Annotated in this window: 21 protein-coding genes; 10 read left to right on the top strand and 11 right to left on the bottom strand. The window is 73.5% G+C overall.

Annotated elements, in window-relative coordinates:
* On the top strand, positions 1–605 hold a 605-nt coding region (locus IEZ10_RS18405; protein ID WP_189247724.1), incomplete at its 5' end, for a serine hydrolase domain-containing protein.
* Between the two features lie 117 nt (positions 606–722).
* On the opposite strand, the gene IEZ10_RS18400 is transcribed toward IEZ10_RS18405, so the two are convergent.
* The 4 genes from IEZ10_RS18400 to IEZ10_RS18385 all read right to left on the bottom strand — a co-directional run bounded on the left by IEZ10_RS18400 (position 723) and on the right by IEZ10_RS18385 (position 6265).
* Complete coding sequence (locus IEZ10_RS18400; RefSeq protein ID WP_189247723.1) at positions 723–1853, bottom strand: acetate/propionate family kinase; 1131 nt, start codon at positions 1851–1853, stop codon at positions 723–725.
* A 113-nt stretch (positions 1854–1966) separates the two neighbouring features.
* A complete protein-coding gene (gene pta / locus IEZ10_RS18395; RefSeq protein ID WP_189247722.1) occupies positions 1967–4063 on the bottom strand; it encodes a phosphate acetyltransferase in 2097 nt (698 codons plus the stop codon).
* A gap of 78 nt (positions 4064–4141) precedes the next feature.
* Positions 4142–5092, bottom strand: coding sequence for an alpha/beta hydrolase (locus IEZ10_RS18390; RefSeq protein WP_189247721.1), 951 nt, complete (start codon positions 5090–5092; stop codon positions 4142–4144).
* 225 nt (positions 5093–5317) lie between these two features.
* Positions 5318–6265 (bottom strand): AMP-binding protein, encoded by a 948-nt coding sequence (locus IEZ10_RS18385; protein WP_189247720.1) that lies wholly within the window; start codon positions 6263–6265, stop codon positions 5318–5320.
* A 283-nt stretch (positions 6266–6548) separates the two neighbouring features.
* On the opposite strand from IEZ10_RS18385, the gene typA reads away from it, so the two are divergent.
* Both typA and IEZ10_RS18375 read left to right on the top strand, forming a co-directional pair.
* A complete protein-coding gene (gene typA, locus IEZ10_RS18380) occupies positions 6549–8402 on the top strand; it encodes a translational GTPase TypA (RefSeq protein ID WP_189247719.1) in 1854 nt (617 codons plus the stop codon).
* Positions 8403–8700: 298 nt separating this feature from the next.
* Complete coding sequence (locus IEZ10_RS18375; RefSeq protein WP_189247718.1) at positions 8701–9351, top strand: superoxide dismutase family protein; 651 nt, start codon at positions 8701–8703, stop codon at positions 9349–9351.
* A 117-nt stretch (positions 9352–9468) separates the two neighbouring features.
* On the opposite strand, the gene IEZ10_RS18370 is transcribed toward IEZ10_RS18375, so the two are convergent.
* Together IEZ10_RS18370 and IEZ10_RS18365 are read right to left on the bottom strand one after the other, a co-directional pair.
* On the bottom strand, positions 9469–10308 hold the full coding sequence (locus tag IEZ10_RS18370; RefSeq protein ID WP_189247717.1) for a polysaccharide deacetylase family protein: 840 nt from the start codon (positions 10306–10308) through the stop codon (positions 9469–9471).
* A 303-nt stretch (positions 10309–10611) separates the two neighbouring features.
* Positions 10612–11187, bottom strand: coding sequence for a helix-turn-helix domain-containing protein (locus tag IEZ10_RS18365; protein ID WP_189247716.1), 576 nt, complete (start codon positions 11185–11187; stop codon positions 10612–10614).
* Between the two features lie 85 nt (positions 11188–11272).
* Here IEZ10_RS18365 and IEZ10_RS18360 point away from each other — a divergent pair, with 85 nt between their 5' ends.
* Positions 11273–12121: a DMT family transporter gene (locus IEZ10_RS18360; protein WP_189247715.1), complete on the top strand. Its 849-nt coding sequence runs from the start codon at positions 11273–11275 to the stop codon at positions 12119–12121.
* 94 nt (positions 12122–12215) lie between these two features.
* Here IEZ10_RS18360 and IEZ10_RS18355 read toward each other — a convergent pair whose 3' ends face one another.
* Positions 12216–12803: a sigma-70 family RNA polymerase sigma factor gene (locus IEZ10_RS18355; protein ID WP_179826336.1), complete on the bottom strand. Its 588-nt coding sequence runs from the start codon at positions 12801–12803 to the stop codon at positions 12216–12218.
* A 276-nt stretch (positions 12804–13079) separates the two neighbouring features.
* On the opposite strand from IEZ10_RS18355, the gene cds1 reads away from it, so the two are divergent.
* Positions 13080–14168, top strand: a complete 1089-nt coding sequence (gene cds1 / locus IEZ10_RS18350) for an L-cysteine desulfhydrase Cds1 (protein ID WP_229811387.1) — start codon at positions 13080–13082, stop codon at positions 14166–14168.
* A gap of 110 nt (positions 14169–14278) precedes the next feature.
* Here the strand turns inward: cds1 and IEZ10_RS18345 are convergent, their stop codons facing one another.
* The 3 genes from IEZ10_RS18345 to IEZ10_RS18335 form a co-directional block, all read right to left on the bottom strand.
* Positions 14279–15022: a hypothetical protein gene (locus IEZ10_RS18345; protein WP_189247714.1), complete on the bottom strand. Its 744-nt coding sequence runs from the start codon at positions 15020–15022 to the stop codon at positions 14279–14281.
* A 328-nt stretch (positions 15023–15350) separates the two neighbouring features.
* Positions 15351–15605 carry a hypothetical protein gene (locus IEZ10_RS18340; RefSeq protein ID WP_189247713.1) on the bottom strand — a complete coding sequence of 85 codons (255 nt, stop codon included), beginning with the start codon at positions 15603–15605 and terminating at the stop codon, positions 15351–15353.
* 38 nt (positions 15606–15643) lie between these two features.
* Positions 15644–16672 carry an ABC transporter substrate-binding protein gene (locus IEZ10_RS18335; RefSeq protein WP_189247712.1) on the bottom strand — a complete coding sequence of 343 codons (1029 nt, stop codon included), beginning with the start codon at positions 16670–16672 and terminating at the stop codon, positions 15644–15646.
* A gap of 97 nt (positions 16673–16769) precedes the next feature.
* Here IEZ10_RS18335 and IEZ10_RS18330 point away from each other — a divergent pair, with 97 nt between their 5' ends.
* From IEZ10_RS18330 to IEZ10_RS18320, 3 genes are all read left to right on the top strand, one after another.
* Positions 16770–17825 carry a FecCD family ABC transporter permease gene (locus tag IEZ10_RS18330; RefSeq protein WP_189247711.1) on the top strand — a complete coding sequence of 352 codons (1056 nt, stop codon included), beginning with the start codon at positions 16770–16772 and terminating at the stop codon, positions 17823–17825.
* Between the two features lie 44 nt (positions 17826–17869).
* Positions 17870–18946 carry a FecCD family ABC transporter permease gene (locus IEZ10_RS18325; RefSeq protein ID WP_229811386.1) on the top strand — a complete coding sequence of 359 codons (1077 nt, stop codon included), beginning with the start codon at positions 17870–17872 and terminating at the stop codon, positions 18944–18946.
* A gap of 79 nt (positions 18947–19025) precedes the next feature.
* Positions 19026–19808: an ABC transporter ATP-binding protein gene (locus tag IEZ10_RS18320; protein ID WP_189247709.1), complete on the top strand. Its 783-nt coding sequence runs from the start codon at positions 19026–19028 to the stop codon at positions 19806–19808.
* A 98-nt stretch (positions 19809–19906) separates the two neighbouring features.
* Here the strand turns inward: IEZ10_RS18320 and IEZ10_RS18315 are convergent, their stop codons facing one another.
* Positions 19907–20821 (bottom strand): LysR family transcriptional regulator, encoded by a 915-nt coding sequence (locus tag IEZ10_RS18315; RefSeq protein WP_189247708.1) that lies wholly within the window; start codon positions 20819–20821, stop codon positions 19907–19909.
* A gap of 207 nt (positions 20822–21028) precedes the next feature.
* On the opposite strand from IEZ10_RS18315, the gene IEZ10_RS18310 reads away from it, so the two are divergent.
* Together IEZ10_RS18310 and IEZ10_RS18305 are read left to right on the top strand one after the other, a co-directional pair.
* Entirely contained in the window at positions 21029–22030 is a 1002-nt protein-coding gene (locus tag IEZ10_RS18310) for an alpha/beta hydrolase family protein (protein WP_189247707.1), read from the top strand.
* Between the two features lie 258 nt (positions 22031–22288).
* Positions 22289–25516: a penicillin acylase family protein gene (locus IEZ10_RS18305; protein WP_189247706.1), complete on the top strand. Its 3228-nt coding sequence runs from the start codon at positions 22289–22291 to the stop codon at positions 25514–25516.
* Positions 25517–25579: the final 63 nt, after the last annotated feature.

Here is a 25579-nt window from a genome sequence, read left to right as displayed (position 1 = left end):
CCAACTACGTGCTGGCCCGGCTGCTGATCGAGAAGGTCACCGGCCGCCCGGTCGCCGAGGAGATGCGGCGCCTCATCCTGGAGCCGCTCGGCCTGACGGGCACCGTCCAGCCGGCCACCGAGCAGGACATCCCCGCCCCGCACGCGCACGCCTACTACCGCTACGAGGAGGACGGCGAGCAGAAGACGGTCGACGTCACCCGGCACAACCCCTCCTGGATCTCCAGTGGCGGCGACATGATCTCCACCACTCGGGACCTGCAGACGTTCATCACCGCACTGGTGGGCGGCAGGCTGCTGCCGGCCGAGCTGCTGGCCGAGATGTGCACGCCGGAGTCCAAGGCCGGCTACGGCCTGGGCGTGTTCGTGCAGCCGACGCCGGGCGGCGGCACCGTCATCACCCACAACGGCGGCATGGCCGGCCACGCGGCGCTGATGTACAGCACGCCCGACGGCCGCACGACCCTGACCGCCGCGCTGAACTACGTCGACGACGCCGCCATGTCCATGGCGGCGGCGTTCCAGCAGGCGACGCAGCGGCTCGTCGCCGAGGTGTTCGGCCGCGGCCAGGCCGGACCGGCCGACGCGGCCGACCCGGCCCGGTAGAGGGGGCCGAGTCCCGCGGACTCGCCTCACGGGCCCGCCCGCGGGCCTCCGGCGGATCCCGTCCCGAGCCGTCAGCGGATTCCGTCCGCGAGCCGTCGGCGGGTCCCGTCCGGCTCCTCACCGGTGCCGCGCGACCACCTCAAGGGTCTGGTGGGCGATCTCCAGCTCCTCGTCCGTGGGGATCACCGCCACCCGCACCGGGGAATCGTCGGCCGAGATGGTCCGCTCCCCGCGCGCGTTGCGGCCCGGGTCGAGCACGATGCCCAGCCGCTCCAGCCCGGTCAGGGCCCGTTCCCGGACCGGCGCGGAGTTCTCCCCCACTCCGCCGGTGAAGGCGATCACGTCCACCGAGCCGAGCACCGCGTAGTAGGCGCCGACGTACTTGCGCAGCCGGTGGCAGTAGACCGACATGGCCAGCTCGGCGGCCGGGTCACCGGCGGCCAGCCGCTCCTGCACCGCGCGCATGTCGTTGTCACCGCACAGGCCCAGCAGGCCGGAGCGCCGGTTGAGCAGCGTGTCGATCTCCTCCGGGGACATGCCCGCGGTCCGGGCGAGGTAGAGGAGCGCCCCCGGGTCCACGTCACCGCTCCGGGTGCCCATGACCAGGCCCTCCAGCGGGGTCATGCCCATCGAGGTGTCCACGCAGCGCCCGCCGGACACCGCCGAGGCGCTGGCCCCGTTGCCCAGGTGCAGCACGATCACGCCGGCCGACGGCGTCCCGGCCAGGCGGGCGGCCTCGCGCGAGACGTAGGCGTGCGAGGTGCCGTGGAAGCCGTAGCGGCGGATCTTCCACCGCTCGGCCAGCTCCCGGTCGATCGCGTAGGCCGCGGCGGCCGGGGGGATCGTGGCGTGGAAGGCGGTGTCGAAGACCGCCACCTGCGGCAGGTCGGGCCGGAGCCGCCGCACGGCCTCGATGCCGGCGAGGCCGGCCGGGTTGTGCAGCGGGGCGAGCGGGATCAGCTCCTCGATCTTCCCGACCACCTCGTCGGTGATCAGGGTGGGTTCGGTGAAGGTGACGCCGCCGTGCACCACCCGGTGCCCGACCGCGGTCAGCTCGGGCGAGTCGATCCCCAGGCCCCGCCCGGCCAGCTCGGCGCCGATCAGCTTCAGCGCCGCCTCGTGGTCGGGCACCGGGGAGCCGGGCTCGCCGATCCGCTCCACCGTCCCGGACGCCAGCCGCTCGTCGCCCTCCAGCAGCCGGTACTTCACCGAGGAGGACCCGCTGTTGACCACCAGTACGCGCCCCACCGCTCCCTCTTCCCTCGCTGCTCCGCCCGCCGTCCCCGGCTCCTGCCGGAAGCCCCCGGAAGCCTCCGGGAGCCGCCCGCCGGGTTCTCCCGCGCCGCCGTGCGGCCCGGTGCTCACCTGCCCGCCGTACGGCCCGCCACGCCCTGTCCGGCGCCTTCCCGGGCCTGTCCGGCGCCCTCCTGGGCCTGGATGGCGGTGATGGCGACCGTGCTGACGATGTCGGCGACCAGCGCGCCCCGCGACAGGTCGTTCACCGGCTTGCGCAGCCCCTGCAGGACCGGCCCGATCGCCACGGCCCCGGCGGAGCGCTGCACCGCCTTGTAGGTGTTGTTGCCGGTGTTGAGGTCGGGGAAGATCAGTACGGTGGCCTGCCCGGCGACCTCGGAGCCCGGCAGCTTGGCCGCGGCGACCCGGGGGTCCACGGCCGCGTCGTACTGGATCGGCCCCTCCACCAGCAGGTCCGGCGCCCGCGAGGCCACCAGGGCGGTGGCCTCGCGGACCTTGTCCACGTCGGCGCCCCGGCCGGAGGCGCCGGTGGAGTACGACAGCATCGCCACCCGCGGCTCGACGCCGAACCGCCTCGCCGTACGGGCCGAGGAGATCGCGATGTCGGCGAGCTGTCCGGCGTCCGGGTCGGGGTTGATCGCGCAGTCGCCGTAGACGAGCACCCGGTCGGCCAGGCACATGAAGAACACCGACGAGACGATCGAGGTGCCGGGGACCGTCCTGATGATCTGGAAGGCGGGCAGGATCGTGGCCGCGGTGGTGTGCGCGGCGCCGGAGACCATGCCGTCCACCATGCCGCGGTGCAGCATCATCGTGCCGAAGAAGTTGACGTCGCCGACCACGTCGCGGGCCCGCTCCAGGGTCATCCCCTTGTGCGCCCGCAGCGCCGCGTACTCCTCGGCGAACGGCTCGCGCAGCGGGGAGGTCAGCGGGTCGACGACGGTCACGCCGGACAGGTCGAGGCCGAGGGCGCCGATGCGCCTGCGGACCGCCTCCTCCCGCCCCAGCAGGGTGATGTCCACGATGCCGCGGCGCAGCAGGACGTCGGCGGCCTGCAGGACGCGGTCCTCCTCCCCCTCCGGGAGCACGATGTGCCGCCGGTCGGCGCGGGCCCGCTCCAGCAGGGTGTGCTCGAACATCATCGGCGTGATCCGTTCGGAGCGGGCCAGCTCGATCCGGTCGGCCAGGTCGGCGGTGTCCACGTGGGCCTCGAAGTGGCCGAGCGCCGTGTCGATCTTGCGGGGGTTGTCGGCGGTGAGCCGGCCCTCCAGCCCGGCCAGCACGGTCGCGACGGTGAAGCTGTCCGCGGCGGCCGACAGCACCGGCAGCCCCGGCGCGAGGCCGGCGGTGAGGGCCTTGACCGCCTCGGTCGGCTTCTCCCCCAGGGTCAGCACCACGCCGGACGGTCTGGCCGTGCCCGCCGCCTCCGCCGCGGCCGAGGCGAGCAGCAGGTCGGCGCGGTCGCCCGGGGTGATCGTCAGCGCTCCGTCGGCCAGGTGTTCCAGGAACAGCGGGAGCATGGCGCCGCCGAAGACGAACCCGAACACGTCGCGGCGCAGCCCGTCTTCGTCGCCCTGGACGTGCTCGGCGTCCACGGCCCGCATCACCTGTCCGACGGTCGGGGCCGACAGCGACGGGTGCTCGGGGATGGCGTAGCAGGGCACCGGCAGGCCGGGTCGTACGGTCACCCCCTCGGGCACCCGGTTGGCGACCACCGCGAGCACCGTGCCGCCCAGTTCGGAGAAGACCTGGTGGGCGGTGCGCATCTCCATCTCGGCCTCGTCGGCGCGGTCGCCGTGCGCGCCCACCACCACGATCACCGGCGCGCCGAACTCCGCGGCCAGGCGCGCGTTGAACGCCGTCGCGGGCGGCAGGACCTCGGTGTCGAACGAGGCGCCCAGCACCAGCAGCGCGTCGCACTCCGGCTCCAGCGTGTGGAAGTGGCCGACCAGCCGGCTGACGAGCTCCTCGGCGCCGTGCCGGGCGTAGACCTCGGCGGCGGCCGCGGCCGTCATCCCGACCGCCGAGACCGCGGGTCGGTAGCGGGCGGTGAGCAGTTCGAGGGTGCGGTCCTCCCCGTCCCGGGAGATCGGCCGGAACACCCCGGCCCGGCCCACCCGGCGGGTCAGCAGCTCCATCAGGCCGAGCTCGACGATCTGCCTGCCGTCTCCGCGGCCGAGACCGGCCACGTAGATGCTCCGCATGGGCGCCCGCTCCTCCCTTCGGCACAGTGCCTCGCGACGCCTCGCAAGACTCGTAAGAGGAGTAAACACCCTCGGTGATCAGGTGCTGGCGCTGACCCATGCGCCGATCCGGCGGATCAGCCCCGGTGTGGCCGCCGTCTCGGCGTGGCCGAACCCGGGTTCGAGCCACAGCTCCCTGGGGTCGCGGGCGGCGCCGTAGAGCTGCAGGGCGTGCTCGACGGGGAAGAAGGAGTCGGAGTCACCGTGCACGACCAGCAGCGGCGTCGGGGTGACCGTCGCGGCGGCCTCGTAGGGCGCCAGCGGCACCGGGTCCCAGCCTCCCTTGCGGATCCGGGTGCCCCGGCCCACCCGCGCGGCCCAGCGGCCCAGCCGCCGCTCGATCGCCCAGTGCACCTGCCGCATCGGCTTGGTGCCGCGGTAGTACCACCGGGCCGGGGAGCTGACCGAGACGACGGCGTCGACCCGCCCGCGCCCGTCGCCGAGCGCGGCGTTCACGAGCTTCGGGCCCGGCCCGCCCCGGCCGGGGAGCGGCGCGTCGCCGTCCAGGCTCACCGGCCCGTCCATGACCGGGCTCAGCACCGCGGCGGCGTCCAGGCCGCCGCCGGCGCCGCCCAGCAGCCCGTTCCCGGCGGGGCCCACCATGGCGCCGTCGGAGCGCGTCGCACCGCGCAGCCCCGCGTGCCGCACGACCACGGCACCGCCCATGGAGAACCCGACGGTGGCCACGCGGGTGTATCCGATCATCCTCGCGTGCCGTACGGCGGCCTCCAGGTCGAGGACCTCCAGGTCGCCGACCGTCGACAGGCCCCCGGAACGGCCGTGCCCGCGGAAGTCGAAGGACACGACGCCGCCGAACTCGCTGAGCACGTGGGTGATCCGCCGGGTGGTGAGCTCCCTGAGCGAGCCGGTGAACCCGTGCGCCACGACGATTCCCAGGTCCGCCGCGCCGCGCGAGGGCGTGTGCGCGGCGTCGATCCGGACGTCGTCCTCGGTCATGAACATCGCGGCGAAGGATGGCGCGAAAGACATGTTTCGAGCTTAGAACCTGAGGTCAGAACTCCTTCCCGCGGCCGAGGCCCCACGGCGCGCGGGGCACGGAAGGCCCTGCGGCGCCGGGGGTCCCGGCCCCGGGGATCGCCGGGAGGCCGGCGCGGGCACCGGCTCCGGGACCGAGCCCTGGGGATTTCCGGCTCCCGGACGGCGCCATGGCGATTTCCGGCCTCAGGTCAGCCCTCGGGGGTTTCCCGCCTCGGATCAGCCCCTGGGGATGACGAGCTCCGTCGATCGTCCGTACGCCGACACGGTGACCCGCGGCCAGCGGCTCCCGGCGGGCCGCGCGACCGCCCACGGCGGCACCGCGGCGACGGTGATGCCGTACTCCTCGATGAGCGCCCGGCACTCGCCCGGTGTGGCGCCCGGGGCCGCGACGACGTGCGCCCCGCCCATCAGCGCCAGGTCGAACAGGACGGCCTGGGCGCGCGGCTCGGTGGTGGCGACGAGCACGCGGTCACGCTCCCTGAGCATCGCCTCCGGGGCCAGCCGCCGCAGCTCCGCCACCACCCCGGCGTGGCTGATCACCCGGTTGCCGTCGAAGGTCAACGCGGGCGCCTCCGCGCCGCCGCGCGACCGGACGGCCGCGCCGCGCCGGGGCGGAACGCCCGGCCCGCGGCTCGGCGGCGCGCTCGGCCCCCGCTGGGGCGGAACGCTCGGCCCGCGCCGCGGCTGGGCGCCGGGGTCGCGCTGCGGCGGGATCACGGGTCCGCGACGCGGCGGGGCGCCCGGGCCGTCGGGCCGGGGGGACGCCACCTCCTCCAGGGTGAGGATCTGCCGGACGCGGGAGTCGCCGGCGACCCTCATCGACCGCTCGGCCTGCGCCCGGTCGGTGATCATCATCCGCGCGCGGCTCGCCGCCAGGCACTCGTAGAAGACATCGCGGTCCAGGTCGGCCGCGAGCGGCACCACCAGCGCCCCGGCCGCCGCGGCGGCGTGCACGGCGAGGGGGAAGCCGGGCCCCGGGGGGAGGCGGACGACCACCCGGTCCCCGGGCGCGACGCCGCGGTCGCGCAGCTCCGCCGTCGCCGGGCCGATCCGCTCGGCGAGCGCGGCGTAGGAGAGGACGTCGCCGGTGGCGGCGTCGGTGACCGCGGGCCGCTCCCCGCGGTGCCCGGCGGCGCTCAGCACCACATCGGTCCAGGTCGGCATAAGATCACGATAGAAACTCAGGTCCTCCCGCGCATGGTCAGGAATATGCAGACGGCTGACCATTTCCCCGGCGCCCGCCTTTTCTCCCCGGCGGCCTCCCCGAGGTCCGTGACGTGTCCGGCCGGGAATCCCCGCCGGTGAGAGCGGCCTTCCGGCCACCGGGCCGGATCCCTCCGCCCGCGGAGCGTCGCGGTGAGCGTGAGAGGGATCGGCGGCATCACCTAAAATAGGTAGGCCGCACGTTCGGCGGCCAGCCTCCACGATCAAAGAGTGAGACTCCACCATGCCTCTGAACAGCCGCGACGACCTGCGGAACATCGCGATCATCGCGCACGTCGACCACGGCAAGACCACTCTCGTGGATGCCATGCTCTGGCAGTCCGGAGCCTTCCGGGCCAACCAGGACGTCGACGACCGCGTCATGGACTCCAACGACCTCGAACGCGAGAAGGGCATCACCATTCTCGCGAAGAACACCGCCGTACGGCACGGCGGCATGACCCTCAACATCATCGACACCCCCGGCCACGCCGATTTCGGCGGCGAGGTCGAGCGCGGCCTGTCGATGGTGGACGGCGTCGTGCTGCTGGTCGACGCCTCCGAGGGCCCGCTGCCGCAGACCAGGTTCGTGCTGCGCAAGGCGTTCGCCGCGAAGATGCCGGTCATCCTGTGCATCAACAAGGTCGACCGCCCCGACGCCCGCATCAAGGAGGTCGTGGACGAGGTCTACGAGCTCTTCATGGACCTCGACGCCACCGAGGATCAGATCGACTTCCCGATCGTCTACGCCTCGGCCAAGGCCGGCCGCGCCTCGCTGAACCGTCCCGAGGACGGCGGCCTGCCCGACTCCGAGGACCTGGAGCCGCTGTTCGAGGTCATCAAGGAGACGATCCCGGCCCCGACCTACGACCCCGACGCCCCGCTGCAGGCGCACGTCACCAACCTCGACGCCTCGTCCTACCTCGGCCGGATCGCGCTGTGCCGGGTCCACCAGGGCGTCATCAAGAAGGGCCAGCAGGTCGCCTGGTGCCGCACCGACGGCAGCATCCAGCGGGTGAAGATCACCGAGCTGCTGATGACCGAGGCGCTGGAGCGCAGGCCCGCCGAGGAGGCCGGGCCCGGCGACATCATCGCGATCGCCGGCATCCCGGACATCATGATCGGCGAGACCCTGGCCGACCCCGACGACCCGCGTCCGCTGCCGCTGATCACGGTGGACGAGCCCGCGATCTCGATGGTCATCGGCACCAACACCTCGCCGCTGGTCGGCAAGGTCAAGGGGTCCAAGGTCACCGCCCGCATGGTCAAGGACCGCCTGGACAAGGAGCTGGTCGGCAACGTGTCGCTGCGCGTCCTGCCGACCGAGCGCCCGGACGCCTGGGAGGTGCAGGGCCGCGGCGAGCTGGCGCTGGCCATCCTCGTCGAGCAGATGCGCCGCGAGGGCTACGAGCTGACCGTCGGCAAGCCGCAGGTGGTCACCAAGACCATCGACGGCAAGGTGCACGAGCCGGTCGAGCGCCTGACCGTCGACTGCCCGGAGGACTACCTCGGGGCCGTCACCCAGCTCCTGGCCGTCCGCAAGGGCCGCATGGAGCACATGACCAACCACGGCACCGGCTGGATCCGGATGGAGTTCGTGGTCCCGGCCCGCGGCCTGATCGGCTTCCGGACCGAGTTCCTGACCGAGACCCGGGGCACCGGCCTGGTGCACCACGTCTTCGAGGCGTACGAGCCGTGGTTCGGCGAGCTGCGCACCCGCAACAACGGCTCGCTGGTCGCCGACCGCTCCGGCCCGGTGACCGCGTTCGCCATGCTGAACCTGCAGGAGCGCGGCGTGCTGTTCGTGTCGCCGGGCACCGAGGTCTACGAGGGCATGATCATCGGTGAGAACTCGCGCTCCGACGACATGGACGTGAACATCACCAAGGAGAAGAAGCTCACCAACATGCGCTCCTCCACCGCGGACGAGACCGAGAAGGTCATCCCGCCGCGGCAGCTCTCCCTGGAGCAGGCGCTGGAGTTCATCCGCGAGGACGAGTGCGTGGAGATCACCCCCGAGGCGGTGCGCATCCGCAAGGTCGTCCTGGACGCCGCCACCCGGGGCCGTTCCGCCGCCCGCGCCAAGCGCAACGGCTGATCCCCCGCGACCCTCACGGCCCCCACGGCCCCCACGGCCTTCAGGGCCCTCACGGCCCGCGCCGGGCTCGGCAACCGGCTCCGCCGCCCCGTCCCCTCCGGGCGGGGCGGCGTGTCTTCTCCGCCCGGACCCGCCCGGACCGGCACGGACCGGCACGGGTCCCCTCGCCCCGTCCCCGGGCGGGGCGCGGTCCTTTCCCCTCCCTTTCCCGACGGCGTGATTGTCACCTGATCTTCGAGGTAGGAGACTCGCAGGGCGCTCCCCGCACGACGGGGAGCGGACGAATTCGGGGGAGATCATGCTTCGTGAAGTCCATTTGACGCTGGCCCTCGCGCTCGGGGCGGGCGCGGCGACCGCGGGCGCCGCCGCTCCCGTGCCCGGCCCGTCGGGCACCGCGCCGCCGGCGCGCCCGTCCGGACCGGCCGGCGAGCCGTCGTCGGGCCCGTTCGGCGGCCAGGTCGGCGCCACCATCAAGGACACCGACGGCCGGGCGGTCGGCATGCTGCGCATCGCGGGGGCCGACTCCGACAAGCCCAGGGTCATGGTCGTCGTCAGGGACATGACCCCGGGGCAGCACGGCTTCCACATCCACGCCAAGGGCGTCTGCGACCCCAAGTCGACCGATCCGGCGACGGGCAGCCCGTTCTTCAGCGCGGGACCGCACTTCGACCTGGACTCCGAGGCCCACCCGTACCACTCCGGCGACCTGCCCGACCTCATGGTCGGTAAGGACGGCACCGGCCGGGCCGTCCTGGTGACGGACCGCTTCCGGGTGCAGCAGCTCTTCGACGCCGACGGCAGCTCCGTCGTCGTCCACGCCCTGTCCGACAACCACGCCAACATCCCCGACCGCTACCACAGCGGGCAGGGCCAGGGCGGGCCCGACGCCGAGACGCTCAAGGCCGGCGACTCCGGCAGGCGCGTCGCCTGCGGCGTGATCGAGCGCTAGCGAAGCGACCGTCCGCCCGCGTGGTCCGGGGAACGGCGAAGCGGCCGGACGCCGGTCCGCGGTCAGGCGCCGGCGCGGCGGCCGTCCGCCCGTTCCGGTGGCGACGCGGGCGGGCGGTCATCGGTCGCGTTCCCGCTCGCTGTAGCCCACGCCGGGGCGGAGCGGCTTGCCGTACAGCTCCGAGACCGTGACGAACACGAAGCCCCGGCGGGTGAGCTCCTTCAGGATCCGGGGGGCGGCGTCCACCGTGGTGCGGTGGATGTCGTGCATGAGCACGATGGACCCGGGCTTGATCGCGGTCGCGCGCCGCGCGACGACCGGGGTGACGCGGTCACGCCAGTCCAGGGTGTCCACGCTCCACAGGATCTGGGCCAGCCCCATGCGCCGGGCCACGGCCGCGACCCTGCCGTCGGTGGCCCCGTACGGCGGGCGCATGAGGGTCGCCCGGACGCCGGTCCTGCGCTCGATGACGTTCTGGGTGCGGGTCAGCTCGGCCCGGACCGCGCTCTCGGACAGGGCGGTGAGCTGCGGGTGGCTCCAGGTGTGGTTGCCCAGCTCGTGCCCGTCGCGCACCATGCGGCGCAGCGCGCCGTCGGCGTTGGCCAGGACCATCTTCCCGACGAGGAAGAAGGTGGCCCTGGCGTGGTGCCGGGCGAGGATGTCGAGCAGCCTCGCGGTGTCGTGCCCGGGGCCGTCGTCGTAGGTCAGTGCCACGCACTTGGCCTTCCCGCAGTCGATCTTCTGCTTCGGGGGCGGGAGGGGATAGCCGCGCCTGGGCCAGCCCGGCTGGATCCCGGCGAGCTTCAGGGCGAGTTCGGCGGGGTCGACCGGCCGGCGACTGGGGGCCGCGGACGGGGTGGGCGCGGGCGCGGGTCCCCGGGTCTGCGCGCGATGGGCGGGGGCGGCGCACGCCCCGACCGACAGGAGAAGCGCCACCGGGACGATCCACCGCCGCATGCCCGCCGCCCTCCGAAAATCGCCGCGGGGCGAGAGGTGATCCTGGACCGCGTCTCCCCGCACGATCTCGGCCAGTTCCTCCCACCAGGATGGGACATCGACCGGCAATTCAATGTATCGACGCGCCCTTCGGGCGCATGTCAGCGACAGGTGTACCCGGCCGGCGGCGGCGCCCCACCTGTCCTCCCGGCCACGGACGCCTACTGGCCGGGCGTTCCCCGGGCCGCGGGCGCCTACCGGCCGGGCCTCCCCCGGGCCACGGCCGTCCGCCGGCCGGGCCTTCCGGGGTACGGCCGAGGACGCCTACTGGTCGGGCGTCCCCCGTGGCTCGGTCACGACCATCACGAATCGCAGCGGAGTGTCGCCGAGGTTGGCGTACCGGTGCGGCCGGTCGGCGCTGAACAGGACGGCCCCGTCGGTCGGGACGAGGTGGCTCCTGCCGTGGACCGACAGGGAGAGCTCCCCCTCCAGCACGCTCAGCATCTCGCGGGTGCCCGGCGGGTGGGCGTCGCCGTCGTGGTGCTCGCCCGGGGCCAGACGCCAGTCCCACAGCTCCAGGATCGCGGGGGCGTCGCTGCCGACCAGCAGCCGGGCGGAGCTCCCCTCGCCGTGCGGGAAGGTGACGACGTCGGCGGGGGCGACGACCCGGACGACCGGCGTGTCCGCGACCTCGACCATCCGGGCGACCGTCACGCCGAGCGCGTCGGCGATGCGGGTCAGGGTGTTGATGCTCGGGTTGGTCCGCCCCTGCTCGACCTGGACGAGCATGCCCCGGCTGACGCCCGAGCGCGCGGCGAGCTCGTCGAGCGTCATGTGCCGGTGGGCCCGCTGGGCACGGACGTTGTTGGCGATGGCGCCGGTGATGGTCTCAGGATCCATCGGTTCATTGTAGTGAACATTATTTACAGCACAATGCACCTTATCTGGTGTACAAATGGTGCAACCTATTGCACCAGGGGGAGACATGTCGGCGATGGTCCTGGCGACGGCCTGCGCGGTGGTGTACGGCACCGCGGACTTCTTCGGCGGCCTGGCGACCCGGCGATCGAAGGTCGTCATGGCGGTGGTCGTGCTGTCGCAGTCAGCGGGCCTGGTGACGGTCGGCGTCCTGCTGCCGTTCCTGCCGGGCCGCCCGTCGGCGGAGGCGCTGGGCTGGGGCATGGCGGCGGGCCTGTCGGGCACCGTCGGGCTGGTGCTGTTCTACCGCGCGCTCGCCACCGGGACGATGTCCGTGGTGGCGCCGATCACCGCGGTCACCTCGGCGGCGCTGCCGGTGATCTTCGGGGTGGCCACCGGAGACCGCCCGGAGCCGGTGGCGCTGGGCGGCGTGGCGCTGGCGCTGGTCGCGGTGGTACTGGTGAGCCGCGAGTCCCCCGCGGCGGAGTCCGGCCCGCGGCGCACCCCGGTCCTGGCCGCGCTCGTCGCCGGGGCGGGCTTCGGCGGCTTCTTCGTGCTGCTGGCCCAGACCCCTGACGACGGCGGTCTGTGGCCGCTGGCCGGGGCCAGGACGGTGTCGATCACCATGATCGTTCTGCTGGCCGCGGTCACCGGCCGGACGTTGCGCCCGGGGCGCGGGGCATCGCGCATCGTGATCACGGCGGGAGTGCTGGACATGACGGCCAACGTGCTGTTCCTGCTCGCCCAGCAGCGCGGGATGCTGAGCCTCGTCGCCGTCCTGGTGTCGCTCTACCCGGTGAGCACGCTGCTGCTGGCCCGCCAGGTGCTGGGTGAGCGGCTGAACGCGGTGCAGGGCGCCGGAGTCGGCGTCGCCCTGGTCGCGGTCACGCTGATCGCCGCGTCGCCGTCGCCCTGAGTCTCCGTTCCCCCGGCGGAGCGGGCGACGAGGCCGGGAGAGGGCAGGCGCGGCGCCGTATCGGCGGACCGGGCGGCGCCGCGCAGGGAGAGGGTCAGGCGGCGCGACGCTGCTCGGGCAGCCGGACCGCGCCCTCCTCGCGGGCGTAGTCGGCCAGCATGGTCCGCAGCTGGCGGCGTCCGCGGTGCAGGCGGGACATGACCGTGCCGATGGGGGTGCCCATCCGGTCGGCGATCTCCTTGTAGGCGAAGCCCTCGACGTCGGCGAGGTAGACCGCCACGCGGAACTCCTCGGGCAGGGCGCGCAGAGCGTTCATCACCGCGGTGTCGGGCAGCTGCTCCAGCGCCTCGGTCTCGGCGGACTTCAGTCCGGAGGACATGTGGGACTCGGCGGCGGCGAGCTGCCAGTCCTCGATCTCCTCGGTGGCCGAGAGCTTGGGCGAGCGCTGCTTCTTGCGGTACTCGTTGATGAAGTTGTTGGTGAGGATGCGGTGCAGCCACGCCTTGAGGTTGGTGCCCTCGCGGAACTGGTGGTAGGAGCTGAACGCCTTGGCCACGGTCTCCTGGACCAGGTCCTCGGCGTCCGCCGAGTTGCGGGTGAGACGCATCGCGGACGCGTAGAGCTGGTTGGTCACCGGCACGACATCTCGCTCGAACCAGTCGTTGCGCTGCTCTTCGGTCATCGTGATCACGCGATCCCCCTCGGGCCTTCCCCCAGTAACATCCGGCACATCGTGCGATGCCCCTTCCCCTGACGGGCCATCGCATGCTCGCAGGCATCCCGTAAAGGTGCCGTTAAGAGTCCTAGCTGGTCAGGGGGTTGGATTCTGGCTGCATCGGTGGCGGACGGACACACGCCCCACAGCCGGACAAGTATCGTTATCGTAACATCTTTCCCTTGGAATAGTCGTAAAGTGTGTCCACTCTCACATCATCGCAGCTCACGCTACCTTTGCCCCATGCAATCCCCGATGGACCAGGTGGATCGGCACGATCCCCGTACCCGCTCCTGGGTGGCCGAGGCCATCCGTCGCGTCGAGGCTGACGCGCACCGGAGCTGCGACACCCACCTCCACGTCTTCCCCCTCCCCGCCCACTGGGGAGTGAACCTCTATCTGAAGGACGAGTCCGTCCACCCGACCGGTTCACTCAAGCACCGGCTCGCCCGCTCCCTGTTCCTGTACGGCCTGGCCAACGGATGGATCGGCCCGTCCACCACGGTCGTGGAGGCCTCCAGCGGGTCCACGGCGGTGAGCGAGGCGTACTTCGCCCGGCTCGTCGGCCTGCCGTTCATCGCGGTGATGCCCGCCTCGACCTCGCCGGAGAAGATCGCCCTGATCGAGTTCTACGGCGGCAAGTGCCACCTCGTGGACGACCCCAAGGCGATCTACTCGGAGTCGCGCAGGCTGGCCGCCAAGTCCGGCGGCCACTTCATGGACCAGTTCACCTACGCCGAGCGGGCCACCGACTGGCGCGGCAACAACAACATCGCCGAGAGCATCTTCCAGCAGATGGAGATGGAGCCCCACCCCGAGCCGGCCTGGATCGTGGTCGGCGCAGGCACCGGCGGCACGTCCTCGACGATCGGCCGCTACATCCGCTACCGCCGCCACCTCACCCGCCTGGCCGTGGTCGACCCCGAGGGGTCGGCCTTCTACCCCTCCTGGGAGAGCGGCGACACCGCGGTCACCGCCCCGGGCTCGCGCATCGAGGGCATCGGCCGCCCCCGGGTGGAGCCCTCCTTCATGCCCGAGGTCATCGACCGCATGATCCGCGTGCCGGACGCGCTGTCCATCGCGGCCATGCGCTGGGTCCGGGAGGTCACCGGCCGCGACGTCGGCGGCTCCACCGGCACCAACGTGGCGGCGGCGGTGCGGATCCTGCGCGAGATGCGCGCGGCGGGCGAGCGGGGCAGCGTCGTCACGCTGATCTGCGACGGCGGCGAGCGTTACCGCGGGACGTATGACAACGACGCCTGGCTGGCCGAGCAGGGCCTGGACATCACCCCGCACCTGAGCGACCTGCGGGCCTTCCTGTCGGAGGTGTGAGGCGCCGCCGCCCCGCCGGACGAGCACCCGGCGGGCCGCCCGCGTCCGGGGCCGGTATCGGAGTCGGTCATGGATGCGGGCGAGGGTGGGGCGCGGCGAGTGTTCTCCGCTCAGTGCTCAGTGGTGTGGAGGTAGCCGACGGTGGCGGCGAGCAGGGCCACCCCCCAGAACAGGAACACCGGGTAGGTCGCGGCGAATCCCCAGCTCCCGCCGAGGATCTCTGCGCCGCCGCGCGGCGCGCATGTGCGGGTGATGCCGAACGCCAGGCATTTCGTCATCATCGCGCCGTATTGGCCGACCAGCATGCCCACGGCCGCCGCTGGGACGACGGCCAGACCACGAGGCACCCGACGCCCCCGTACGAAGGGGACCCACCCCGGGACGACCTGCCCCCATCGACTGATCAGCCCCAGCGTGAGCAACCCCCCGATCACCGGCCCGGCGACGAGCAACGCCCAGAACACCGCCGAGCCACCCAGAGCCGCCAGGCCGGCGCGGGAGCCTCCTGCCACACCGAGCGGCAGGCCCAGCCCCCACAGCAGGTGCGGAATCGAGAAGCCCAGTACCGGCAGGCCGGCCGCCGTCCAGGTCACCACTCTGGCCCAGGGCGCGGGACGGACCGTCCCGTCGGCCCGACGCTCGTGTGGCTGTGAGGCGATGCGCGTGCCGAAACGGACGGCCGCCAGAGCCAGCAGCACCCCCAGGGCGGCGAGCAGTGACTGCGAGACGAGCGCCGGGTCGTCCAGCTTGCCGAACACCAGCCGCATGACCAGGTTCCCGGGCGCCACCAGCACGAGTGCGGCCGAGACCGCCCAGCCCGCGGCCAGCAGCGCTGACCGTGCATGTGATCTCATGGCCGCCCACGGTAGGGCGCACCACCTGCCTTGGACCTCCCTCCCATGGGGGAAGAGGCTCCCCGGATGGGGTGATGCGCGGCCGAAAGCGCCGTCCCGGCCGCGGAAGGCTCCCGTGTCGTCGATGATCCGTACGAAGGAGGGGATCGCCGCTGCGGTACGCATGAAGAGACTCCGGAGCGCTCACAGACTTAACCGATCGTCATCAAGCCACCGTATTCGGCCCGGCGGATACGCCGCCGGTTCCGGCGAGCCCGCCGTCCGCTGTGAGGCCACCGTGCGCATCGCCGCGATCAACGGGTGGTGGCGCCCGGCTTCGACACGGGCCCTAGACGAGCGGCCCGGCGAAGACGACGATCGCGTCGATCTTCCCGCTCGGGGTGAGACGCACGGTGTCGACGCCGGACAGCAGCTCCTCCCCGGTGGCACTCTCGTAACGCCACGCGTAGCGGGCCCACTCGTCCGGCGCGTCCACCCCGCTCGTGCGGACCATGCGGCAGGGGCCGGCCCGGTGGCTCTGCACGACCTCGGTGATGAAGTCGTCGACGGCCTCGGCGTGGAGACTGTGGGCACGGTCGTTCATCGTTCCGTCGTACCACGTATCGCGCCGGCCCGGCGCGCTCAGGCGGCCTTCGCCGGATCGACCTCGAAGATCTTCGCCAGGTCGTCGAGCATGGCGTGGGCGCCCTGGATGCCGACGGCGCTCATCCACGTGGTGTCGGAGACGTCGTGCTTGGCGCCCTTCAGCCGGTCCCACAGCGGGTTGGCCTCGAACTTCTTCCTGACCGGCTCGACCGACGGGTCGTCGTAGGCGGCGACGAAGATGTGGTCGGCGTCGAGCTGGGTGATGTTCTCCTGGCTGACGTCCACCATGATGGCGTCCGCGCTGGTCGGCTGGTCCTTCGGCCGCGGGAAGCCGACGTCCTTCAGCACCAGGCCGGAGTAGGAGTTCTCCACGTAGAGGCGGACGGTCGGCTCACCGGCGAAGCGGGCGACCGAGACGGTGGGCATCCCGCCCTCCTTCGCCTTGATCGACTCGCCGATCTTCGCGGCCCGGTCCTGGTAGGCGGTGATCCGCTGCTCGGCCAGGTCCTCCTTGCCCAGGGCCCGGCCCATGAGCCGAAGGTTCTCCTTCCAGATGGCGCCGGTGGTCTCGCTGAACACCGTCGGCGCGATCTTCGACAGCTTGTCGTAGAGCGCCTCGTGGCGGACCTTCGCCGAGACGATCAGGTCGGGCTTGAGTGCGACGATCTTCTCCAGACTGGGCTGCTCCAGCGTGCCGACCGACGTGGCGTTCCCCGCGTGCCCGAGGACCGGGGCGAGGTAGTCGGGCAGCCGTTCCTCGATCGACCGATAGGTGGTGTAGCCGGCGACGTCGGTCTCCAGGGTCAGCACCGCGTCCACGAAGCTCTGGTCGAGTGCCACGACCCGCTTGGGCTGCGCCGGGATCTCGGTCTCGCCCATGGCGTGCTTGACCGTGCGGGGGAACGCCGCGGCGCCGGCCGTACCGCTCGCCTGCGGGTTGGGCGCCTGGGCGTCCGATCCGGGGCCGGCGGCCGTCCCGGTGGACGAACCCGACCCGCAGGCGGCGAGCCCGAGGGCCAGCACGGCCCCCGCGACGCCGGCGGCCAGGGTACGCAACACTCTCATCCGATTTCCTTTGCTGAAGCCACACCTAATTTAGATTAGGCATACCTAACCTGACATACTTGCCTGAAGCCCGGCAACCGACCCGAGAGGAGCGCGGGTGAGCACAGCGGTGACCCCCGTCCGGCCGCCGGCGTCCGGCAGACCCCGGTCGGCCCGCCCGCGCCCGTCCCTCGTCCTGGCCGGGCTGCTCGGCGCCGTGGCCGTGGCGGCCGTGCTGAGCGTCATGGTCGGCGCCCGGCCGGTGCCGCCCGCCGACGTCTGGCACGCGCTGACCGGCCCGACCGGCACCGAGAACGACATCGTCGTCTCCTCGCTGCGCGTCCCCCGGACCGCCCTCGGCCTGCTGGCCGGGGTCGCGCTCGGCGTGGCGGGCGCGCTGATGCAGGGCCACACCCGCAACCCCCTGGCCGACCCCGGGCTGCTCGGCGTCACCCAGGGCGCGGCCTTCGCGATGGTGGCCGCCATCATGGTGTTCGGCGTGACGAGCCTGTACGGCTACATCTGGTTCGGCCTGGCCGGGGCGCTGGTGGCCAGCGTGGGCGTCTTCGCCCTCGGCATGGCCGGCGGCGGCCGGGGCGGTCCCACCCCGGTGACGCTGGCCCTGGCCGGCACCGCGGTCAGCGCCTTCCTCTACGCCCTCACCTCCGCCATGGTCCTGATGGACGAGCAGGCCATGGACGTCTTCCGATTCTGGCAGGCCGGGTCGATCGCGGGCCGCGGCGCCGACGTCGCCTGGCAGGTCCTCCCGTTCGTCGCGGCCGGCCTGGTCCTGGCGCTGGTCAACGCCCCCGGCCTCAACACCCTCGCGCTCGGCGAGGACGTGGCCCGGGCCCTAGGCCAGAACGTCGCGCTGACCCGCACCGTCGGCGTCGCCGCGATCACGCTGCTCAGCGGCGCCGCCGTCGCGGCCTGCGGGGCGCTCGCCTTCCTCGGCCTGATGGTGCCGCACCTGGCGCGTCCCCTGTCGGGACCCGACCACCGGCTGCTGCTGCCGTACTCGGGGCTGATCGGCGCCGCGGCCCTGCTGGGCGCCGACGTGGTGGGCCGGGTCGTGGCCCGCCCCGGCGAGCTGGAGGTCGGCGTCGTGCTCGCCCTGCTGGGCGCGCCGTTCTTCGTCGCGCTGGTCAGGCGCAGGAAGCCGTTGCGCCTGTGACCTCCCCGCCGATCCCCTCGCCCCACCCGGAAGGCGTCCCGCCCGTGACCCCTGTCCCCGTACGGCTCGCGCACGAGCGGCCGCTGCGGCTCGGCCCGGCCTCCTGGCTGCTGCGCCTGCGCTCGGCCGCCGCCGCCCTGGTCCTGCTGGCCGCCGCGGTGCTGCTGATGGCGCTGAACATGCGTCTCGGCGACATCCCGATGAGCGTCGCCGAGGTGTTCCGGGCGGTCACCGGCGACGGGCCGGACCACTTCGTCGTGATGGAGCTGCGGCTCCCCCGCGCGCTGACCGGCGTCCTCGTCGGCGCGGCGCTGGCCCTGGCCGGCGCGATCACCCAGGCCATCGCCCGCAACCCGCTGGCCAGCCCCGACGTCCTCGGCGTCACCACCGGATCCAGCGTCGCCGTGGTCGGGATCATCGTGACCGCCGGCAGCGCCGCGGGCGGCGCGGGCGGCGCCCTGGCGAGCGTGGGCGTCCCCCTGGTGGCCCTGGCCGGCGGGCTGGCCGGGGCGCTGGCCGTCTACCTGCTGGCCTGGCGCGGGGGCCTGGACGGCTACCGCCTCGTCCTGGTCGGCGTCGGCGTCTCGGCGGTGTTCACCAACGTCAAGTACTGGCTGCTGACCGTCGGGGACGTCACCGACAGCGGCCGGGCCATGGTGTGGATCAGCGGCTCGCTGAACGGCCGGGGCTGGGAGCACGTGGTCCCGGTCGCGATCGCGCTGGCCGTACTGGTCCCGGCGGCGCTGGCCGGCACCCGGTCGCTCGGCGCGCTGCGCTTCGGCGACGACACCGTGACCGGGCTGGGCGTGCGGACGAACCTCGCCAGGGGTCTGCTCATCCTGGCCGCCGTGCTGCTCGCGGCGGTGGCCACCGCCGCGGCCGGGCCGATCGCCTTCGTCGCCCTGGCCTCGCCGCAGATCGCGCTGCGCGTGGCCGGGGTCGCCCAGCCGCCGCTGGTCGTCTCGGCGCTGTGCGGGGCCGTCCTGGTCACCGCCGCCGACCTGGCCGCCCGTACGGTGGCCGCCCCCGCCGAGCTCCCGGTGGGCGTGGTCACCGCGGTCCTGGGCGCCCCCTATCTGATCTACCTGCTCGTCCGCGCGCGCCGGGGGGCACGCGCGTGAACGGCGGGAACCGTACGGACGACCGGCCTTCCGGAGCGACGGGCTCCGGAGCGCACCGGAACACGGAGAGGAAGACGACGTGAGGCTGCAGGCGGTCGGCGTGAGGCTCGGCTACGGTGACCGCGTCATCGTCGACGGTCTCGACCTGGGGATCGAGGCCGGCACGGTCACCACGATCATCGGCCCCAACGGGTGCGGCAAGTCCACGCTGCTGCGCGCGCTGGGACGGCTGCTGAAGCCGTCCGGCGGCGAGGTGCTGCTGGACGGCAAGCGCATCGACCGGATGCCGACCAAGGAGGTCGCCCGAATCCTGGGCGTGCTGCCGCAGGCGCCGACGGCCCCCGAGGGGCTGACCGTGGCCGACCTGGTGGCCCGGGGACGGCACCCGCACCAGACCTGGTACCGGCAGTGGTCGTCCGGCGACGAGGCGGCGGTCGGCGAGGCGCTGGCCATGACGGGCCTGGACGGCCTGGGCGAGCGTCCGCTGGACGAGCTGTCGGGCGGGCAGCGGCAGCGGGCGTGGATCTCCATGGCCCTGGCCCAGGGCACCGACCTGCTGCTGCTCGACGAGCCGACGACCTTCCTGGACCTCGCCCACCAGGTCGAGGTCCTGGAGTTGGTCCGCCGGCTGCACGGCGAGCACGGCCGGACCGTGGTGATGGTCCTGCACGACCTCAACCTCGCGGCCCGGTACGCCGACCGGCTGGTCGCCATGCGCGCCGGCCGGGTGATCGCGGCCGGGACGCCGCACGAGGTCCTCACCGAGCCGCTGCTGGCGGAGGTCTTCGACCTGGAGGCCAAGGTCATCGAGGACCCGGTGGCGGGCACGCCCCTGGTCGTCCCGGTCGGCGTCCGGCACTGAGCCCTCTCCGGGCCTCCGTACGGCGCTGAGCCGTCCCGGGCCGGTCCCCGGGCGGAAAGCGGTGCGCGTCCCCGGCGGCCCACGCCGTACGGCGCTCCTCAGGGCAGCCAGTCGCGCCGCGGGTCGTACTCCAGCCACCGGCTGCGGCCCGCCTCCTCCAGGAACGCCCCCACCAGCAGACCGGCCGGTGGGGGCCCGCCGGAGCTCCGCCACAGCAGCGACCAGGCGTACAGCGGGGTCGGGTCCACCAGCGGTATCGTCCGGACGCCGGGGACGTCCGGCAGGGGGCAGTCGGCGGGCAGCAGCGAGAAGCAGCCGGGATCCGCGGCGATGCGGCCGGCGAAGTGGTCGAGCCCGAGATTGGGGCCCTGTTCCCGGCGGGTGACGCCGAAGTGGTCGGCGAAGCGGCCGAGGAAGTCGAGCCGGTCCAGCGGCCCCGGCGTCCACAGCACGCTGGTGCGCAGTTGCGCGGGCCGCAGGGCCGGCTCGGCGGCCAGGGAGTGGTCCGCGCTGACCACCGCGTCGACGGGCTCCAGCCGCACCAGCCGGTGGGTGAGCCCCTCCGGCAGCGGCGGATGGACCCTGCCGAACCCGATGTCGGTCTCCCCGCGCAGCAGCGCCGCCGCCACGAACGGCAGGTCACGGCCGTGCCCCAGTTCGAGTTCCAGTCCCTCGGCGCGCGCCGCGACGCGGGCGAGCGTGCGCATCGGCGCGTAGAGATGGCCCCACACGTCCACCCGCAGCGGCCGGCGCTCGTCGCGTACGGCGGCCACGGCGAGATCCCCGGCGGCGAGCGCCTGCCGGGCGGGCGCGAGGAGGCGCCGCCCGGCCTCGGTGAGCCGTACCCCCTGCCCGCCGCGGTCGAGCAGGCGCATGCCGAGCCGGGCCTCCAGAGCGGCGATCCGCTTGGACAGGGCCTGCTGGGAGATCGACAGCTCCGCCGCCGCCCGGCCGAAGTGCAGTTCCTCCGCGGTGAGCACGAACGCGCGGACCTGTGCCAGGTCGAGATCCACGGCCCACACCATAGGCGACAACCGATGGTTGTCGCCTCCTCCCGCCGGTTGTTGGCCGGGACGCCCCGGCCTCCGGTTCCATGATGGCATGAAGGGACTGATCGCCACCCGGGGCCGCGCCGGCGCCCGCCGCGGCGAGGGCCTCGCCGCTCCGCTCCGTCCGGTGGATCCCGCCGCCGGGAGGTCTCGCACCGCGGAGGAGCCGCGATGAGCGTCGCCGGGTTCGCCGAGGCCAACCTCAGCCGCGCCACCGCCGCCGGCCTCGATCCGCACGAGTACCGCCGCGTCACGGCCGGGCTCGCGTCCCTCGACGACTGGCCGGACGCCTTCGTCCGGGCCGGGCGGCGCCACCTCGACCTGGCCCGGGCGGCGGCGTCCGCGGTCTCGGCCGGCGAGCACCACCGCACGGCCGCCAGGTGGTTCCACTTCGCCGCCCTCGTGCCGCACCCGGACCGCGCGCCGGCCGCCCTGGCGGCCGCCGAGGCCGACGCCGCCATGGGCCGCGCCCTGGAGGTCCTGGAGCCGGAGGCCAGGAGGATCGAGGGCCCCGGCTTCACGGGCCGGCTCCGCGGCCCCGCCGACGCCGTGGCGACCGTCGTGATCGTGCCCGGCATGGACTCCGGCAAGGAGGAGTTCCACGCCGTCGCCGACACGTTCCTGCGCAGGGGCGCGGCGGTGTTCGCCATGGACGGCCCCGGGCAGGGGGCGCTCGCGGCCACCACCGTCGTCCGCCCCGACTACCACCGGGTGGTGGGCGACGTCATCGACGCCCTCGGCGTCGAGGGGATCGGCCTGGTGGGGCTCAGCCTGGGTGGCTACTACGCCGCCGAGAGCGCCGCCCGGGAGCCCCGGGTCAGGGCCGCCGTGACCGTCAGCGGTCCCTTCCGCCTCGACTGGGACGCGCTGCCCGCGTTCGTGCACGACACGCTGACCCAGCGCGCCGGCGGCGCCGGGGCCGCCCGGGACTTCGCCCGTCACGTGGACCTGACGGACCTCGCCCCGCGCATCGCCGTACCGCTGCTGGTGGTGGACGGCGGCCGGGACGTCATCCCGGGCGTGGTCAACGGCGAGCCGCTGGCCCGCCTCGCGCCGCGCGGCGAGTACCTGCTCGTCCCGTACGCCGACCACCTGCTCGGCGAGGCCCACCCCGACTGGCTCCCCGCCGCGGCCGACTGGCTGATGGCGCGGCTGGGGACGTCCGGACGCTGACGAGACGACCAGGGCGACCAGGGCGACCAGGACGGCCAGGACGGCCAGGACGAGCAGGACGAGCAGGATGACCGGGGCCCGACCGGGGCGCCGGCGGCTCCGGCCGGGCCGCCACGCGAGGTCCGCTCCGCGCCGCCGCCACCGGACGGGCGGCGCGGGCCGGGTGGGCGGGTGGAAGAGGCAGGCGCGGTTACCGGATGAGCTGTTGCCCGGCCGGTGACCGGGGCGTATGTTCCTCCCAACATCCGAGTGCTCCTCATGTTCTGGGGGTCCCCCGTGCACTCACGTCTCCGGCGGATGATCGCCGCCGCCTCGGCGTTCGCGATCGTCGCGCTCACCCTCCCCCTCACCTCCCCCGCCCCGGCGTCGGCGGACACCTTCGTCCCCGACGACCACTGCCTCGGCCAGTGCGCGGACATCCTGCCGCCCGGCGAGAACGGCAACGCCACGCTGGTCGAGATCCTCGCCAACCAGGCGGCGGGCACGATGCCCCGGCACGGCGCCGACCAGCTCGGCCCGTACGCGAACCTCGTCTCCGGCTACACCGGACTGACCGACGAGCAGATCTCGGCGTTCTTCAACGACGCCTCCTTCGGCGTACCGGACGGACAGGTGGAGAGCACCGTCAGCCCGCGGTCCGACGTGAAGATCGTCCGTGACCGGGCCACCGGGGTCCCGCACATCACCGGCACGACCCGCGAGGGCACGATGTTCGGCGCCGGGTACGCCGGCGCGCAGGACCGGCTGTGGGTCATGGACCTGATCCGGCACGTCGGCCGGGGCGAGCTGACGCCCTTCGCCGGCGGCGCGCCCGGCAACCGCGCGCTGGAGCAGAGCGTCTGGATCAACTCCCCCTACACCGAGGCGGACCTGCAGGCGCAGCTCACCCGCCTGCGCGACTCCGGCCCCCGGGGCGCACAGCTCTACGCCGACGTGCGGGCCTACATCGACGGCATCAACGCCTACATCGACCACTGCATGGCGGGCCGGAACTGCCCCGGCGAGTACGTCCTCACCGGCCACCTCGACGCGATCACCAACGCGGGCGGCCCCCAGGACTTCACCATGACCGACCTGATCGCGATCTCCGGTGTGGTCGGCGGCCTGTTCGGCGGGGGCGGCGGCGCGGAGATGCAGTCCGCGCTGGTGCGGGTCGCGGCCCGCACCCGGTACGGCGTCGCCGCCGGCGACCGCGCCTGGGAGGCGTTCCGGTCGCGCAACGACCCGGAGACCACCCTCACCCTGCACGCCGGCCAGAGCTTCCCCTCGGGGAACGCGACCGGCGCCACGGGCGTCGTCCTGCCCGACGCCGCCACGACCGCGCCGGTGGACATCACCGAGAACGAGCGGGGGTCGGCCACCGGCCCGGCCCTCACCGCCCGCTCCGGCGAGGCGGACAAGGGCGTGCTCGGCGGGCTGACCGTGGACAACGCCAGGCCCGGCATGTCCAACGCCGTCGTGGTGTCGGCCGCGGAGTCCGCCACCGGCCACCCGGTCGCGGTGTTCGGCCCGCAGACCGGCTACTTCGCCCCGCAGCTGCTCATGCTGGAGGAGCTGTCCGGGCCCGGCATCCGGGCGCGCGGCGCGGCGTTCGCCGGGCTCAACCTGTACGTACTGCTCGGCCGGGGCACCGACTACGCCTGGAGCGCCACCTCCAGCGGTCAGGACATCACCGACACCTACGCCCTGCAGCTCTGCGAGCCCGGCGGCGGGACCCCGACCACGGCGTCGGACCACTACCTCTACCGCGGCGTCTGCACGGCCATGGAGACGCTGCGCAAGACCAACTCCTGGAAGCCCAACACCGCCGACTCCACCGCGGCCGGCTCCTACGACCTGGTGATCAAGCGGACCAAGTACGGGCTGGTGACCTGGCGCGGCACCGTCGGCGGGCGGCCCACCGCCTTCGCCTCGCTGCGCTCGACCTACGGGCACGAGGCCGACTCGGCGGTCGGGTTCCAGCGGTTCAACGACCCTGCGCAGATGGGCGACCCGGCGGGCTTCACCGACGCCGCCTCCGACATCGGGTTCGCGTTCAACTGGTTCTACGTCAACTCGACCCGCTCGGCGTACTTCATGTCGGGCGACACCCCGGTCAGGTCCGCGGTCTCCGACCCGAACCTGCCGATGACGGCCGACGCCGCCCACGAGTGGGCCGGTTTCGACCCCGACGCCCGCACCGCGACCTACACCGCCCCCGCGACCCACCCGCAGGCCGTCGACCAGGACTACTTCGTCAGCTGGAACAACAAGCAGGCCAAGGACTACGGCGCCGCCGACGGCAACTTCAGCTTCGGCCCGGTCCACCGGGCCGACCTGCTGGACGCCCCTGTCAAGGCGGCCCTGGCCGGCTCCGGCAGGCTCGACCGGGCCGGCACCGTGAAGATCATGGCCGAGGCCGCCGTCACCGACCTGCGCGGCAAGGAGGTCCTGCCGCACCTGCTCCGGGTGATCGGCGCCGCCCCCGCCGACCCGGCCCTCGCCTCGGCGGTCGCCGGGCTGAAGGCGTGGGCGGACTCGGGGGCGAAACGGGCCGAGACCGCGGCGGGCAGCCGGACGTACGCGCACGCCGCGGCGATCCGCGCGTTCGACGCCTGGTGGCCCAGGCTCGTCCAGGCCGAGTTCCGGCCGGGGATGGGCGAGGACCTGTACCGCTCCCTGACCGGCGCCCTGCAGATCAACGAGTCCCCCTCCGGCCACCAGCGGGGCGACTCCTCCGGGCAGCCCGGCTCGGCCAACGAGGCCCAGGCGCACAAGGGCTCGTCGTTCCAGTACGGCTGGTGGGGCTACGTCAGCAAGGACCTCCGGGCGGTGCTCGGCGAGCCGGTCTCCGGGCCGCTGCCCGCGAAGTACTGCGGCGACGGCACGGTGGCGGGCTGCCGGACGGTGCTGCTGGACAGCCTGGCGGCGGCCCTCGCCGAACCCGCGGCGACGACCTACCCCGCCGACGACGTCTGCTCCGCGGGCGACCAGTGGTGCGCCGACAGCGTCCGGCACTCCCCGCTCGGCGGGATCAAGCAGTCGCTGATCTCCTGGCAGAACCGGCCGACCTACCAGCAGGTCGTGTCGTTCCCCTCGCACCGGGGCGACCCGATCGGCAACCTCGCGGCCGGCCGTACGGCCAGGGCGTCCAGCTCCGAGCTGTTCCTGCTCTACCCGGCGAGCAAGGCGGTGGACGGCGACCCGGCGACCCGCTGGTCGAGCGCCCGCAGCGACGACGAGTACCTCCAGGTGGACCTGGGCCCGGCGAAGACCGTGGCCCGGGTGCTGCTGCGCTGGGAATCGGCCTACGGCTCGGCGTACTCGATCCAGACGTCCGCCGACGGTTCGTCCTGGACGACCGTCTTCTCCACCACCGCCGGGAACGGCGGCGTGGACAACGTGACGTTCGCCCCGGTGAGCACGAGATACGTCCGGATGAAGGGCGGGAAGCGCGCCACCTCCTACGGCTACTCGCTCTACGAGATGGAGGTCTACTCCCGCTGATCCCGGCGGGGAACGCGCCGAAGACCGCGAGGACATGAAGACGGACGCCCCCGGGATGGTTCC

Source organism: Streptosporangium pseudovulgare (assembly GCF_014648055.1).
Taxonomy (GTDB): domain Bacteria; phylum Actinomycetota; class Actinomycetes; order Streptosporangiales; family Streptosporangiaceae; genus Streptosporangium; species Streptosporangium pseudovulgare.
Note: the sequence above shows the minus strand (reverse complement) of the source record. Positions and strands in the feature narration are given on the sequence as shown.

Bases quoted from the DNA above. Each gene is read 5' to 3' on its own strand.
- pta (WP_189247722.1), bottom strand. From the start codon at position 4,063: ATGCGGAGCATCTACGTGGCCGGTCTCGGCCGCGGAGACGGCAGGCAG.
- IEZ10_RS18390 (WP_189247721.1), bottom strand. From the start codon at position 5,092: ATGTCTTTCGCGCCATCCTTCGCCGCGATGTTCATGACCGAGGACGAC.
- IEZ10_RS18385 (WP_189247720.1), bottom strand. From the start codon at position 6,265: ATGCCGACCTGGACCGATGTGGTGCTGAGCGCCGCCGGGCACCGCGGG.
- typA (WP_189247719.1), top strand. From the start codon at position 6,549: ATGCCTCTGAACAGCCGCGACGACCTGCGGAACATCGCGATCATCGCG.
- IEZ10_RS18375 (WP_189247718.1), top strand. From the start codon at position 8,701: ATGCTTCGTGAAGTCCATTTGACGCTGGCCCTCGCGCTCGGGGCGGGC.
- IEZ10_RS18370 (WP_189247717.1), bottom strand. From the start codon at position 10,308: ATGCGGCGGTGGATCGTCCCGGTGGCGCTTCTCCTGTCGGTCGGGGCG.
- IEZ10_RS18365 (WP_189247716.1), bottom strand. From the start codon at position 11,187: ATGGATCCTGAGACCATCACCGGCGCCATCGCCAACAACGTCCGTGCC.
- IEZ10_RS18360 (WP_189247715.1), top strand. From the start codon at position 11,273: ATGTCGGCGATGGTCCTGGCGACGGCCTGCGCGGTGGTGTACGGCACC.
- IEZ10_RS18355 (WP_179826336.1), bottom strand. From the start codon at position 12,803: ATGACCGAAGAGCAGCGCAACGACTGGTTCGAGCGAGATGTCGTGCCG.
- cds1 (WP_229811387.1), top strand. From the start codon at position 13,080: ATGCAATCCCCGATGGACCAGGTGGATCGGCACGATCCCCGTACCCGC.
- IEZ10_RS18345 (WP_189247714.1), bottom strand. From the start codon at position 15,022: ATGAGATCACATGCACGGTCAGCGCTGCTGGCCGCGGGCTGGGCGGTC.
- IEZ10_RS18340 (WP_189247713.1), bottom strand. From the start codon at position 15,605: ATGAACGACCGTGCCCACAGTCTCCACGCCGAGGCCGTCGACGACTTC.
- IEZ10_RS18335 (WP_189247712.1), bottom strand. From the start codon at position 16,672: ATGAGAGTGTTGCGTACCCTGGCCGCCGGCGTCGCGGGGGCCGTGCTG.
- IEZ10_RS18310 (WP_189247707.1), top strand. From the start codon at position 21,029: ATGAGCGTCGCCGGGTTCGCCGAGGCCAACCTCAGCCGCGCCACCGCC.
- IEZ10_RS18305 (WP_189247706.1), top strand. From the start codon at position 22,289: ATGTTCTGGGGGTCCCCCGTGCACTCACGTCTCCGGCGGATGATCGCC.